This is a genomic window from Caenimonas soli (assembly GCF_013155545.1).
Classification (GTDB): Bacteria; Pseudomonadota; Gammaproteobacteria; order Burkholderiales; family Burkholderiaceae_C; genus Ramlibacter; species Ramlibacter soli.
Genome location: NZ_JABJVV010000004.1, coordinates 164887 through 177776, shown reverse-complemented (window position 1 = coordinate 177776; position 12890 = coordinate 164887). Strand labels below are relative to the sequence as shown.

Below are 12890 nucleotides of genomic sequence, written 5' to 3'. Positions count from 1 at the left end.
ATCAACCCAAGGAGAAATCCATGTTCAAGAAACTTCTGGCCATCCTGCTCATGCTGTGCGCCTCCATGGCCATGGCCGCCGTCGACGTGAACAAGGCCACCGAGGCTCAGCTCGACAGCGTCAAAGGCATCGGCCCGGTCACCTCCAAGCTGATCATGTCGGAGCGCAAGAAGGGCGAGTTCAAGAGCTGGGAAGACTTCATCGAGCGCGTCAAGGGCGTCGGTGACGACAAGGCCGCCAAGCTGTCGGCCGAAGGCCTGACCGTCAACGGCGCCGCGTACAAGGGCGCCGCGGCGACCAAGAAGGACGACAAGGCCGCCGCCAAGTCCGAGAAGAAGGAAACCAAGGCTGCGGCCAAGGACGAAAAGAAGGACGAAAAAGCCGCCGCCAAGGAAGAAAAGGCTGTAGCCAAGGCGGAGAAGAAGGACGCCAAGGCCGCCGCCGACAAGCCGACCGCCAGCGCGAAGCCTGCAGCCAGCGCTGCCAGCGCCAAGAAGTAAGCGCCTCGCGCACCACAAGAAAACCCGCCTCGGCGGGTTTTTTCTTTTCCGCTACACCAGCGCGATCAGGTCGGTGACTCCGGGGTCGATGCCCGCCTGCGCCAGGAGCGTGGTGACCTGGCCGCGGTGGTGGGTCTGGTGATTGAAGAAATGGGTGAGCGCCTGCCACATCGGGTGCTCGCGCTTCACGCCCTTGCTGTTGCTGTAGCGCATGATGCGCAGCGGGAAATCCGCCGGCATGTCGCGCACCCATGCCTCGATGGCTTCGTCGAGCTGCTCGCGCTTGGTTCGCAATGAGGCCCACTCCTCATGAAGCACGGCCGCGTGCATGGCGCCCTCGGGCAGATCCAGCAAGCCGCCACCCAGCGAAGCGAAGGCTACGCCCTGGGCCGCGAACCGCCTGAGCCAGGTCTGGTCGCCCCAGACCAGGTGGTTCAAGGTGTTGTGGATGGAAACGAAGAAGGCGCCGCGATCTCGCTTGCGCTCCTCGTCCGGAAGCTGCTCGCACGCCGCATACAACCTCTGGTTGAACCAGCGGTTGTAGCGGGCCAGAAAACGGTAGTTCTCGAGAAGGGCACGTTCTTCCATGCGCCGGATTGTGCCGACTATCCCGGCTGTCCGTAGCCGCCCCCGCCGGGCGTGTGGACTTCGAAAACGTCGCCCGGTTTCATCTCGGCCTGGCCGATATGCCCGAGTTCTTCCACGACGCCGTCGCCTCGAACCACGCGGTTGATGCCGACCAGGCCCGGCTGCCCGCCGGCCATGCCGAAGGCGCCGTGCTTGCGCCCGTTGGACAGGATGCTGGCCGTCATGTCTTCCAGGAAGCGCACCCGGCGCACCCCGCCGTTGCCGCCCTTCCACTGGCCGGCGCCGCCGGAGCCCTTGCGGATTTCGTAGCTGTCCAGCCGGACCGGGAAACGGAACTCCAGCACTTCCGGATCCGTGAGGCGCGAGTTGGTCATGTGGGTCTGCACCACGCTCGTGCCGTCAAAGCCGTCGCCCGCGCCGCTGCCGCCCGAAATGGTCTCGTAGTACTGGTGGCGCTCGTTGCCGAAGGTGAAGTTGTTCATGGTGCACTGGCTGGCGGCCATGATGCCCAGCGCCCCGTAAAGCGTATTCGTGATGCAGGTCGAGGTTTCCACGTTGCCCGCCACCACCGAAGCCGGGGGATTGGGATTGAGCATGGAACCGGCCGGAATGATGACCTTGAGCGGCTTGAGGCAGCCGGCATTGAGCGGAATGTCGTCGTCCACCAGGGTGCGGAACACATAGAGCACGGCGGCCATGCAGACGGCCGTCGGGGCGTTGAAGTTGTTGACTTGCTGCTCCGAGGTGCCCGTGAAATCGATCTCGGCGCTGCGCTTCTTCGCATCGACCCGGATCGCCACCTTGATCCGCGCGCCGTTGTCCAGCGGCAGGGTGAATTCGCCGTCTTTCAGGCGAGTGATGACGCGGCGGACGGACTCCTCGGCGTTGTCCTGCACGTGGCGCATGTACGCCTGCACCACGTCCAGGCCGAACTGGTCGACCATCTTGCGCAGTTCCTGCACGCCCTTCTCGTTGGCGGCGATCTGTGCCTTCAGGTCGGCCATGTTCTGCTCGGGATTGCGGCTGGGATAGGTGCCGCTCCTGAGCAGGGCCAGCATTTCGGCTTCGCGCAGGGTTCCGCGATCGACCAGCTTGACGTTGTTGATCTGCACGCCCTCCTCCTCGATCAAGGTCGAGAAAGGCGGCATGGAACCCGGCGTGATCCCGCCGATGTCGGCATGGTGGCCGCGCGATCCCACATAGAACAGCGGCTTGTCGTCATGCCCGATGCCCAGGTACACGGGCGTGATCACCGTCACGTCCGGCAGGTGCGTGCCGCCGTGATAAGGGTCGTTCAGCACGAAGACGTCACCCGGCGACATCTTGCCCGCGTTCTCGCGGATCACCGTCTTGATGCTCTCGCCCATGGAGCCCAGGTGCACCGGCATGTGCGGCGCGTTGGCGATCAGGTTGCCCTCCTGGTCGAACAGTGCACACGAAAAGTCCAGCCGCTCCTTGATGTTGACCGAGTAGGCCGTGTTCTGCAGCTGCAGGCCCATCTGCTCCGCGATGTTCATGAAGAGGTTGTTGAACACCTCCAGCAGGACCGGGTCGACGGTGGTTCCGGCCGCGAACTTCACCGAACGGGCGACGCGCCGGTCCAGCACGATGTGGTCCAGTGCCGTGATCTGCGCCTCCCAACCCGGCTCGACGATGGTCGTCGCATTCTTTTCGGCGATGATCGCCGGCCCTGAAATGATGTCGCCGGGCTGGAGGTCTTCGCGTACCACCAGCGCGGCGTCGTGCCACTGTCCTCCCGAGTACATGCGCACCGTTTCCCGGCGCGGCAGCTCACGAACGGCGTGCATTTCCTGGCGCGGCTCCTCCGGTGCATCGCCGGCGACCACGGCTTCCACCGAGATCGCTTCGACCATCATGTTCTTGCCTTGCATCAGGAAGGCAAAGCGCTGGCGATAGGCTGCCTCGAAGCCCGCAATGATCGTCTGCAGGTCGCCGAACGGCACCACCAGGGCCGAGTCGCTGCCCTCGTACCGGACGTGGACGCGCTGATGAATGGTGACGGCGCCCGCGCTGACCTGCTGGCGCTCCAGGTCGGCCTGGGCCGCGGCGCCCAGTGCGTCGAGCTGCTCGGCGATCGACGGCAGCGACTGCGGGGCCAGCGGAAGCTCGATCGCCTGCTCGCGGATCACGTTCTGGTCGGCCAGGCCCATGCCATAGGCCGACAGCACGCCGGCCAGCGGGTGGACGAATACGCGGCTCATGCCCAGCGCATCCGCCACCATGCAAGCGTGCTGGCCGCCCGCGCCGCCGAAGCATTGCAGCGTGTAGCGCGTCACGTCGTAGCCACGCGCTACCGAGATTTTCTTGATGGCGTTGGCCATCTGCTGCACGGCGATGTTGATGAAGCCTTCGGCCACGACTTCGGCGCTGCGGCCGGTCCTGCCCGCCAGCTCGTTGAACTTGGCCTGCACCGCTTCGTAGCTCAACGCCTCGTCGGCCTTGGGTCCGAACACCTTGGGGAAATAGCGCGGCTGGATCTTGCCGACCATCACGTTTGCGTCGGTCACGGCCAATGGCCCGCCGCGCCGATAGCTGGCCGGGCCGGGATTGGCGCCCGCGCTTTGAGGGCCGACGCGAAAGCGCGAACCATCGAATTCGAGTATCGAGCCGCCGCCCGCCGCGACGGTGTGGATGCTCATCATGGGCGCGCGCATGCGAACGCCAGCCACCTGCGTTTCGAACTCGCGTTCGAACTGGCCCGCGTAGTGCGACACGTCGGTGGAGGTGCCGCCCATATCGAAGCCGATCACCTTGTCGTGGCCCGCGAGCTGCGCCGTGCGCGCCATGCCGACGATGCCGCCCGCCGGCCCCGACAGGATCGCGTCCTTGCCCTGGAAGGCGTGGGCATCGGTGAGGCCGCCGGATGACTGCATGAAGAACAGCTTGACACCCGGCATTTCGGCCGCAACCTGCTCGACGTAGCGCCGCAAGATGGGCGACAGGTACGCATCGACCACCGTCGTGTCGCCGCGGCTGACGAACTTCATCATCGGGCTGGTTTCGTGCGAGGTGCTGATCTGCGTGAAGCCAACCTGCTGCGCAATGCGCTTGGCCGCCTGCTCGTGCTCGCTATAGCGATAGCCATGCATGAAGACGATGGCGACGCTGCGCAGGCCGCGCTGGTGGGCCGCCTCCAGTTCCTCTTGGAGCAAGGCCTCGTTCAGCGGCGTGAGCATTTCACCGCGGGCGCCGACGCGCTCCTGCGCCTCGATCACCGAGCTGTACAGCAGCTCCGGCAAAACAATGTTGCGGTCGAACAGCCTCGGGCGGTTCTGGTAGGCGATCCGCAGCGCGTCGCGAAAGCCCTTGGTGGTTACCAACAGAGTCGGCTCGCCTTTGCGTTCGAGCAAGGCGTTGGTGGCGACGGTGGTGCCCATCTTCACGCAATCCACCACATCGGGCGTTACCGGCTGCCCGGCCTTCAGGCCCAGCAGATGCCGGATGCCGGCGACCGCGGCGTCCTTGTACTGTTCCGGGTTCTCCGACAGCAGCTTGTGCGTCACCAGCGCGCCGTCCGGCCGCTTGGCGACGATGTCGGTGAAGGTGCCGCCACGATCGATCCAGAACTGCCACTTGGCGCCGGGTGTGCCTTGCATTGCCTGATTTTCCTTGTGCATGGTCTCTTTGGGTGAAATGGGATGAAAACGTTGCCTAGAGCGAGGACGCCGCCCGCGCGGCCTGGTCGTACAGGCCGCTCATCAGCCGCAGGAAGCGCGCGAGTTCGCCGATGTGCGGATTCATCTCGCCGTCCACGCTGTCGATCAGGCACTGCTCGCGTACCTCACGGTACTTCGCCACGACCTCTTCGCCTTTGGCCGTCGGGCTGTAGAGCACTTCCTTGCCGACCTTCTCGCCCTGCGCCAGGCCGGCGGACACCAGCTTCTTGAGCGAGTAGTTCACGACGTGAGTGTCCTCGTAGTTGAGGACGAAGCACACATCGGCCAGCTTCTTGTTGCGGGCGCGGTGGTTGATGTGGTGCAGCACCAGCACGTCGGTGATGGTGAGATCCGGCACGCCGGCCGCCGCCATGCAGCGCACGGCCCAGCGGCTGAACGCGTTCCAGCTGACGATGAGGCCGAATTCCAGTTCGCTCATTTCGGCGCTGCGCGGCGAGACGAGGTGGGATGACGAAACGATGGCGTTTTGAGAGGTTGTCATGGTGCGTCCGGGTTGTTTCAGCTGGCACTATATCGACAAAGTGTCTGATATTTTGTTGATTTCTTATCGATGATCTATAGGTATAAACACTATGTAGACGTTAACTCGATATTTTATTGATAATTTGTCTGCATTTTCTCAACAACCCGTTGGAAAGGAACCGAGATGCAAACCTCCACCCTGAAAGCCGCCTTGGCCGTCGCCCTAACTGCCCTGGCGGGCGCTGCCTGGAGCCAGACAAAGTGGGACCTGGCCGCCGCCTACCCGGCGACCAATTTCCATACGGAAAACATCGTTCAGTTCGCGGCCGACGTTGAAAAAGCCACCGCAGGGGCACTCAAGATCCAGGTCCATCCCAACGCGGCCCTCTTCAAGGCGCCGGAAATCAAGCGCGCCGTGCAAGGTGCCCAGGCGCAGGCGGGCGAAATCCTCCTGGCCAACTACGAGAACGAGAGTCCGCTCTTCGGCGCCGATGGCGTGCCGTTCCTGGCCACCAGCTACAAGAACGCCAAGAGCCTGTACGACGCGCAGAAACCGGTCCTCTCGCGCTACCTCGAGAAGCAGGGCCTGATGCTCCTGTACACCGTGCCGTGGCCGGCGCAGGGCCTGTTCAGCAAGAAGGAGGTCGATTCCATGGCCGACATGCGGCGCATCAAGTGGCGGGCCTATTCACCGGCCACCGCCAAGATGGGCGAGCTGATGGCTGCGCAATCGGTCACCGTGCAGGCAGCGGAGTTGGGCCAGGCCATGGCGACCGGCGTGGTGGAAGCCTTCATGACCTCCAGCACGACCGGCGTGGACAGCCGTATCTACGAGCACATCAAGAACTTCTACGACGTGCAGGCCTGGCTGCCGAAGAACGCGGTGCTGGTCAACGCCAAGGCATTCCAGTCCCTGGACAAGGCGCAGCAGGAAGCGGTCCTGAAGGCCGCCGCCGCCGCCGAGGAGCGCGGCTGGAAGCTAAGCCAGGAAAGGAACGACGCGGCCAAGAAAATGCTGGCCGACAAAGGGATGAAAGTGCACCAGCCGTCGTCCAAGCTTGTCTCCGACATGAAACAGCTCGGGTGGACGATGCTGCAGGATTGGCAGAAAAAGGCGGGGCCTGAGGGAGAATCCATCGTTGCCGCCTACCTGAAGACCCCGGCATTCGCCTCCGGCACCAACCGAGAAACCAAAAAATGAGAAAACTCCTGGACGGTCTCTATTTCGCGGCAGGGGCCGTCGCGGCCCTTTGCGTGCTCGCGATCTGCGTGCTCATGATCGGCCAGAGCATCCTGCGCGAATTCGGGGTGCGCACCGGAGCCACCAACGACGTCGTCGCTTGGCTCTGCGCTGCGGCGGCCTTCCTGGCAATGGCGCACGCATTCAAGCACGGCGACTTCGTGCGCGTCACCCTGCTGCTGGAGAAGGTGTCGGCGCCAGTGCGCCGGGTGCTGGAGATCGTCTCCCTCGTGATCGCCTGCTTCGCCATCGGCTACCTGGCCTGGTGGGCGACGCGGTTCGCCTGGGAAAGCTACAAATTCAATGACATTGCCAACGGACTCCTGGCCATCCCGCTATGGATCCCGCAGACCACGTTCGTTGTCGGCTCGTGGCTGTTCTTCATCGCGGTACTCGACGAGATGGTGCTGGTGGCGCGTGGCGCGCGGCCGACCTACGTCACTTCCGTCGAAGAGCGGCACGCGCACGGCGACTTCTCATCCGATATCTAGAACTACTACAAGAGCACGCCATGGAAACCCTAGCTATCGGCCTCTTCCTGCTGATCATCATGCTGGTCCTGCTGTCCGGCGGGGTCTGGATCGCCATGACGCTCGCCATCTGCGGATGGGTCGGGCAGGCGTTCTTCGTCAGCACCCAGCCGGGCAAGAACCTGTTCTCCGCTTTCTGGGAAAGCAACGCCTCGTGGGAATTGGCGGCACTGCCGCTGTTCATCTGGATGGGGGAGATCCTGTTTCGCACCAAGCTGAGCGAGGAGATGTTCGAGGGCCTGCGGCCCTGGCTGAACCGCATCCCCGGCCGGTTGATGCACACCACCATCCTGGGCTGCGGCATCTTCGGCTCAGTCAGCGGGTCTTCGGCGGCGACTTGCGCCACCATCGCAAAAGTGGCGCTGCCTGAACTGAAGAGGCGCGGCTACGACGAGAAGCTGGCCCTGGGTTCGCTCGCCACCGCCGGCACGCTGGGCATCCTGATCCCGCCTTCCATCACCATGGTGGTGTACGCCGTGGCGGCCGACGCTTCCATCATCCGCATCTTCCTGGCCGGCTTCATCCCAGGGGCGCTGCTGATGGTGCTGTTCATGGGCTACATCGCCTGGTGGTCGATCCGCAACCCGTCCAAGGTTCCGGCCGCCGATCCGCCCTCCAGTTTCAGGGAGAAGATCCGCAAGAGCGGCAACCTGATTCCCTGTGGCTCTCTCATCGTCTTCATCGTCTGGGTGCTGGTCAGCGGTTACGCCACCGCTACGGAATGCGCGGCCTACGGCGTCGCCGGCTCGCTGGCGATCGCCGCTTGGGGCCGCTCGCTCACCTGGCGCAATTTCTGGGACGGTCTGATGGGCGCGACCCGCACCAGCTGCATGATCATGTTCATCCTGGCCGGCGCCGCCTTCCTCACCAAGACCATGGCCTTCACCGGCGTGCCGCGCGAGCTGGCCGAATGGGTCAATGGCATGCACCTGTCGCCCTACGCGCTTATCTCGTGCCTGGTCCTCGTCTACCTCGTGCTCGGCACGGCGCTGGACGGCATCAGCATGATCGTGCTCACTGCGGCGGTGGTGTTGCCGATGATCCAGAAGGCCGGTTTCGACCTGGTCTGGTTCGGCATCTTCATCGTGCTGCTGGTGGAGATCGCCGAGGTCACGCCGCCGGTGGGCTTCAACCTGTTCGTGCTTCAAAACATGACGGGCAAGGACAGCAACACCATCGCACGCGCCGCCATCCCGTTCTTCGGCTGCCTGGTCCTCTGCATCGCCCTCGTCACCCTCTTCCCGCAGATCGTGACGTGGTTGCCCAACTACGTGATGGGCGTGGAAAAGTGATCGAGCAGGGAACGCAGCTCCCAACCGGTGGCTTCGTGCACTGATTTCGCGTAAGGCGGCATGTTGGTGCACTCCAGCACCACGGTGCGCAGGTCAGGTGCCCGAGCCTTGAGCGCCAACGCCGCAGCCACGACGTCGGCCTGCGCTTGCTGCAAGTTCATGTCGGTGCGGTTGCCGAGGATCGCGCTCGCAAACTCGCCGGCCGGATCGACGCCCTGCACGATCACGTCGGCCAGCCGCCCAGACGGCACGCCTGCCGCCAGCAGATGCTCCGTCCCGAGGTGGGCCTGGCTGATGGTGAGCACCCCGACCTGCTGCTGACGCTCGAGCAAGCCGGGTAGCTGGAGCAGGCTGGAGGTCACCATGGGTACCCGCACCGCCTCTTGCAACTCGCGCTGCAGCAGGACCAGGAAGCCGCAACTGGTCGTGATGGCGTGTGCGCCCGCGCGTTCCAACTCGCGCGCCGCTTCGCAAAAGGCCGAAAGCATCCCACCGGAGCGCAAGGCCTGCGCGCTGGCGACGATCGTTCGCGGCCACGCACCGCGAACCACCAAATGCCGAACCGGCACGCCGAAACTGTCCGGGTGGCCGATGTCACCGGGCGGCCTGGGAAACCGGGTGTCGAGCATCAACACGCCTAGGAACCCCACTCGCGCCGCCGCTTTCACCGGGGGTAAAACCGAATCCGCTGGCGCGGGATTTGCACGTATTCTCTGCCCACTGTTCATAACCCCATTGTCCCGGAGTGACTATGAAACTCAAGTACGCCTTTTTCGCGGCCGCCCTCGCGCTGGCCAACCAGGTTTCGGCTCAGGTCAAGTGGGACCTGCCGGCTGCCTATCCGGCCGGCAACTTCCACACCGAAAACCTGGTGCAGTTCGCCAGCGACGTGGACAAGGCGACCGGCGGCAAGCTCAAGATCCAGGTGCACGCCAACGCGTCGCTGTTCAAGGCGCCCGAGATCAAGCGCGCCGTGCAAGGCAGCCAGGCACAGATCGGGGAAATACTGATCTCCAACTTCAGCAACGAATGGCCGATCTTCGGTGCCGACGCTTTGCCGTTCCTGGCCGACAGTTACGACGCATCGGTGAAACTCTGGCGCGCACAAAAGCCGTTTCTCGACAAGAAACTCGGCGAACAGGGCATGCTCGCCCTTTACGCTGTGCCGTGGCCGCCGCAGGGCATCTACGCGAAGAAGCCGCTCAACTCGGCAGCTGATCTGAAGGGCGTGAAATGGCGCGCATACAACCCCCAGACGGCGAAGATCGCCGAAATGGTGGGAGCTATCCCCGTGACGGTGCAAGCGGCTGAACTAAGCCAGGCACTTGCGACAGGCGTCGTCGAAAGCTATATGTCCAGCGGGTCCACCGGCTTCGACACCAAGACTTATGAGCACCTGAAGTATTGGTACGACACACAGGCATGGTTGCCGAAGAACGTGGTCCTCGTCAACAAAGCCGCCTTTGATGCTCTCGACGCTCCCACCAAGCAGGCTTTGCTGAAGGCTGCGGCAGACGCGGAGACTCGGGGTCTGGCGGCAAGCAAGAAGGCCAACGACGAAACGCTCGCGAAACTCAAGGCCAATGGCATGAACATCCTGCCGCCTTCTGGGCAGCTGAAGGCCGACATGAAGAAAATCGGCGACGTGATGCTCAAGGAATGGATCGAGAAGGCCGGCCCCGAGGGTCAGGCCCTGGTCGACAACTTCCGCAAGTAAGCGCGCAGCCGCGGGCGGTTCAGCCCGCCTGCGGCAACACAGCGCAAGCCAGATCGCCGGGATTGTTGGCCGGCACCGCCAGGCCGTTCTTGGCCTGGGCCACATCCATATCGCGCGGCAGTTTCACTCCATTCTTCACCGCGAGAATTTCCGCCATCACGCTCACGGCGATCTCGGGCGGGGTCTTGCTCCCGATGTAGATGCCGATCGGGCCGCGCAGCCGGGCCAACGACGCCGGGGTTTCGCCGAAGTGCTCGATCATGCGCTGGTGCCGGGCTTCATTGTTGCGGCGGCTGCCGATCGCGCCCACGTAGAAGGCCTCGCTCTTCAACGCCTCCAGCAACGCCAGGTCGTCCAGCTTGGGATCATGCGTTAGCGCCACCACGCAGCTGCGACGATCGGGTTTGAACGCCGTCACCACGTCGTCCGGCATGTCGGCCAGCACCGTGACGCCGGGCACGCTCCAGGCGCCACGGTATTCCTCGCGCGGATCGCACACTGTGACGGCAAAGCCGCTGAAAAGGGCCATGGTGGCCAGGTACTCGGTCAGCTGGCCGGCACCGATCAGCAACATGCGGTATTCCGGGCCGAACACATTCACCAGTTCGGTCGCATCGACGCTCAATGCGCTGGGCGACGTCGCCTCGGTGAGGGTCGCCGCGCCATCAGAGAGCCTCACGGTTCGCCGCATCAATCGTCCCTGCTCCAGGGCGGCCACGATTTCGGCGAGCGCGGACGCGTCTGGGTTGAACTCCAGCAGCAACTCCAGGGTGCCGCCGCAGGGAAGGCCGAAGCGGTGTGCCTCGTCGGCCGTGATGCCGTACTTCACGAAGACAGGGGCGCCCGTGGGAAGGATCTGCGCAGCGCCGCTGTAGCGGTAGATCAGGTCGTCCTCGATGCAGCCACCCGAGACCGACCCCACCACGGCGCCGTCTTCGCACAGAGCCATGATCGAGCCGATCGGGCGCGGCGACGAGCCCCAGGTGCGCACCACTGTCGCCAGCAAGGCGCGCTTGCCCGCCGACCGCCAGTCGCGCAGCGTACGCAGAACCATGACGTCGAGATTTTCCATATCGTCCTAGCGCAACCACCAAAAGAGCAGAGCCACCACCAACACGGCGCCCACGACCCACAACCAGACAGGGATCGGCTTGCCTGTCGTCGCCGGTTCAGCCGCCGCGGGCGCTGCAGCTACGGCTGCGGCTGCATAAGCTTCGGGGTGGCGCCGCTGCATCTCCTCGTCGAAGCGCCGGAAAAAATCCTCGGCCATGGACTTCGCCACACCGTCGACCAGGCGCTGGCCCATCTGCGCAATCTTTCCGCCCACCTGCGCCCCCACTTTGTAGTTGAGTTCGCAGCCGTTGCCCTGGGGAGTGAGCTTCACCTGCGCCTGGCCCTTGCCGAAACCCGCCGCCCCACCCTGCCCGTCGAAACCCAGGGTGTAGCTTTCCGGCGGGTTGACGTCGGTCAAGGTGATCTTGCCCGCGAACTTCGCCGCCACCGGGCCGACCTTCACTGCGACCGCCACCACATACTGATTGTTCCCCGTCGATTCCACCTTGTCGCAACCAGGGATGCTGGCCTTGAGGACTTCGGGGTTGTTCAACGCCTCCCAGGCTTGTTGCTGGGTGACTGCGAGGGCGCGGTTGCCTTGCATTTCCATGATCTGCTAATTCCTCATGACGGCGGCGAGACTGGCTGCCAGGTCCTGGAGCTTGCTGAGATTGTGCACCGCCAGCATGCCGTGCGCCTGCCGGTGCAGCACCTCCGCGCCGCGCGCCACCGGCGCATAGCCGCTGAAACGCAACAACGGATTCAGCCAGAGCAGGCGCCGGCTGTGCAGCCGCAACCAGTCCAGCTCGTCGGAAAGCACCTCCGGCTCGCCCGTGTCCAGCCCGTCAGTGATCAGCAGTACCAGGGTGCGGCCGCCGATCAGCCGCCTGGCATGGTGCCTGCGCAGGCCGGCCAGCGATTCACCCAGGCGCGTGCCGCCCGCGAAATCGTCGATGGCGGCGCTCGCGGCGGCCAGCATGTCGTCGGTGTCGGCCCGGCGGAACGCCAGAGTCAGGTCCGTGAGGTGGGTGCCGAATGCGAACACATCGCGCCGGCCCTTGCGGCCGTAGACATCGCGGGTGGCGGCGTGAAGAAAGGCCAGCAGCAGCCTGGCGTAGCGCTCCATCGAGCCCGACACATCGACCAGGACCAACAGGGGCAAAGGCTCCTCGTGCCGTTGCAACCGGCGCAACTGCAGCAGTTCGCCGCCGGTGCGCGCGGCATGGCGCATGATCCCAGCCCAATGCAGTTGCCCGCCACGCCAGCCCGGCCGGGTGCGCCGCCCCGCGACGCAGGGCACGGGCAAGGCCACATCGCGTGCCAGCCGCTCGACCAGGTGATATTCGGCAGCGCTCAGGGCATTGAAGTCCGCATGCTTGAGCACACTCAGGTCGCTGGCCGTCATCGCCGCGTCGAAATCCACTTCCTTGTCCTGCATCTTCGGCGCCTGCCGGCCGAGGGACTGCTGCGGCGACAGCGCCTCGCGCACGCGCGGCCTGCGCTTGTCCGGCTCGGCCTTGCCTTCGGCGCTGGGTAGCAGTTGCGCCAGCAACTTGCTGGCGACCTCGGGATCGCGGAAGTACGCGTCGAACAGCTCTCGAAAGACGCCACGGTCCTGCTCGCGGCTGACCAGCACGGCCTCCAGCGCGGCGCCCAGGTCGGCCTTGCTCGCCACGCCCACCAGTTGCGCGGCTTGCTGGGCCAGCGCGATGCGCGCACTGTCCATGCGCACGCCGGCGCGGCGCAAGGCACGCCCGAACCCCGTGATGTTGCCGGCCAGCTTGCCACTGCGGGCATCGCCCAGCTGCAC

At 64.6% G+C, this 12890-nt stretch carries 12 protein-coding genes; 5 read left to right on the top strand and 7 right to left on the bottom strand.

Translation table 11 applies throughout. From position 1 onward, the window contains the following. The first annotated feature begins 20 nt into the window (after nucleotides 1-20). Entirely contained in the window at nucleotides 21-500 is a 480-nt protein-coding gene (locus tag HNE04_RS07840) for a ComEA family DNA-binding protein (protein ID WP_172217977.1), read from the top strand. Between the two features lie 51 nt (nucleotides 501-551). On the opposite strand, the gene HNE04_RS07835 is transcribed toward HNE04_RS07840, so the two are convergent. From HNE04_RS07835 to HNE04_RS07825, 3 genes are read right to left on the bottom strand one after another with little or no spacing between them, the layout of a single operon-like run. Next, on the bottom strand, nucleotides 552-1088 hold the full coding sequence (locus tag HNE04_RS07835) for a DinB family protein (protein ID WP_172217976.1): 537 nt from the start codon (nucleotides 1086-1088) through the stop codon (nucleotides 552-554). A gap of 17 nt (nucleotides 1089-1105) precedes the next feature. Then, on the bottom strand, nucleotides 1106-4705 hold the full coding sequence (locus tag HNE04_RS07830) for a hydantoinase B/oxoprolinase family protein (protein ID WP_172217975.1): 3600 nt from the start codon (nucleotides 4703-4705) through the stop codon (nucleotides 1106-1108). A 55-nt stretch (nucleotides 4706-4760) separates the two neighbouring features. Then, on the bottom strand, nucleotides 4761-5267 hold the full coding sequence (locus tag HNE04_RS07825; protein ID WP_172217974.1) for a winged helix DNA-binding protein: 507 nt from the start codon (nucleotides 5265-5267) through the stop codon (nucleotides 4761-4763). A 165-nt stretch (nucleotides 5268-5432) separates the two neighbouring features. On the opposite strand from HNE04_RS07825, the gene HNE04_RS07820 reads away from it, so the two are divergent. From HNE04_RS07820 to HNE04_RS07810, 3 genes are read left to right on the top strand one after another with little or no spacing between them, the layout of a single operon-like run. Beyond that, complete coding sequence (locus tag HNE04_RS07820) at nucleotides 5433-6449, top strand: TRAP transporter substrate-binding protein (protein ID WP_172217973.1); 1017 nt, start codon at nucleotides 5433-5435, stop codon at nucleotides 6447-6449. Then, nucleotides 6446-6979, top strand: coding sequence for a TRAP transporter small permease (locus HNE04_RS07815; protein WP_172217972.1), 534 nt, complete (start codon nucleotides 6446-6448; stop codon nucleotides 6977-6979). Before HNE04_RS07820 ends, HNE04_RS07815 begins: the two co-directional genes overlap by 4 nt. A gap of 20 nt (nucleotides 6980-6999) precedes the next feature. After that, nucleotides 7000-8310 carry a TRAP transporter large permease gene (locus tag HNE04_RS07810; protein WP_172217971.1) on the top strand — a complete coding sequence of 437 codons (1311 nt, stop codon included), beginning with the start codon at nucleotides 7000-7002 and terminating at the stop codon, nucleotides 8308-8310. On the opposite strand, the gene HNE04_RS07805 is transcribed toward HNE04_RS07810, so the two are convergent. Continuing rightward, nucleotides 8286-9038: an aspartate/glutamate racemase family protein gene (locus HNE04_RS07805; RefSeq protein WP_172217970.1), complete on the bottom strand. Its 753-nt coding sequence runs from the start codon at nucleotides 9036-9038 to the stop codon at nucleotides 8286-8288. The genes HNE04_RS07810 and HNE04_RS07805 overlap by 25 nt on opposite strands. Before the next feature lie 23 nt (nucleotides 9039-9061). Between HNE04_RS07805 and HNE04_RS07800 the strand changes: the two genes are divergently transcribed. Then, nucleotides 9062-10027, top strand: coding sequence for a TRAP transporter substrate-binding protein (locus HNE04_RS07800; RefSeq protein ID WP_172217969.1), 966 nt, complete (start codon nucleotides 9062-9064; stop codon nucleotides 10025-10027). Between the two features lie 19 nt (nucleotides 10028-10046). Here the strand turns inward: HNE04_RS07800 and HNE04_RS07795 are convergent, their stop codons facing one another. The 3 genes from HNE04_RS07795 to HNE04_RS07785 are packed head-to-tail and all read right to left on the bottom strand — an operon-like array spanning nucleotide 10047 to nucleotide 12890. Next, complete coding sequence (locus tag HNE04_RS07795) at nucleotides 10047-11099, bottom strand: XdhC family protein (protein ID WP_172217968.1); 1053 nt, start codon at nucleotides 11097-11099, stop codon at nucleotides 10047-10049. A 6-nt stretch (nucleotides 11100-11105) separates the two neighbouring features. Next, nucleotides 11106-11690 carry a CoxG family protein gene (locus HNE04_RS07790; RefSeq protein ID WP_172217967.1) on the bottom strand — a complete coding sequence of 195 codons (585 nt, stop codon included), beginning with the start codon at nucleotides 11688-11690 and terminating at the stop codon, nucleotides 11106-11108. A gap of 6 nt (nucleotides 11691-11696) precedes the next feature. Next, on the bottom strand, nucleotides 11697-12890 hold the full coding sequence (locus tag HNE04_RS07785) for a vWA domain-containing protein (RefSeq protein WP_328700293.1): 1194 nt from the start codon (nucleotides 12888-12890) through the stop codon (nucleotides 11697-11699).

What these genes read in the sequence shown, in the direction of transcription:
- HNE04_RS07790 (WP_172217967.1), bottom strand. Translation starts at nt 11,690, where the DNA reads ATGGAAATGCAAGGCAACCGCGCCCTCGCAGTCACCCAGCAACAAGCC.
- HNE04_RS07800 (WP_172217969.1), top strand. Translation starts at nt 9,062, where the DNA reads ATGAAACTCAAGTACGCCTTTTTCGCGGCCGCCCTCGCGCTGGCCAAC.
- HNE04_RS07820 (WP_172217973.1), top strand. Translation starts at nt 5,433, where the DNA reads ATGCAAACCTCCACCCTGAAAGCCGCCTTGGCCGTCGCCCTAACTGCC.
- HNE04_RS07825 (WP_172217974.1), bottom strand. Translation starts at nt 5,267, where the DNA reads ATGACAACCTCTCAAAACGCCATCGTTTCGTCATCCCACCTCGTCTCG.
- HNE04_RS07810 (WP_172217971.1), top strand. Translation starts at nt 7,000, where the DNA reads ATGGAAACCCTAGCTATCGGCCTCTTCCTGCTGATCATCATGCTGGTC.
- HNE04_RS07830 (WP_172217975.1), bottom strand. Translation starts at nt 4,705, where the DNA reads ATGCAAGGCACACCCGGCGCCAAGTGGCAGTTCTGGATCGATCGTGGC.
- HNE04_RS07840 (WP_172217977.1), top strand. Translation starts at nt 21, where the DNA reads ATGTTCAAGAAACTTCTGGCCATCCTGCTCATGCTGTGCGCCTCCATG.
- HNE04_RS07795 (WP_172217968.1), bottom strand. Translation starts at nt 11,099, where the DNA reads ATGGAAAATCTCGACGTCATGGTTCTGCGTACGCTGCGCGACTGGCGG.
- HNE04_RS07815 (WP_172217972.1), top strand. Translation starts at nt 6,446, where the DNA reads ATGAGAAAACTCCTGGACGGTCTCTATTTCGCGGCAGGGGCCGTCGCG.
- HNE04_RS07805 (WP_172217970.1), bottom strand. Translation starts at nt 9,038, where the DNA reads ATGAACAGTGGGCAGAGAATACGTGCAAATCCCGCGCCAGCGGATTCG.
- HNE04_RS07835 (WP_172217976.1), bottom strand. Translation starts at nt 1,088, where the DNA reads ATGGAAGAACGTGCCCTTCTCGAGAACTACCGTTTTCTGGCCCGCTAC.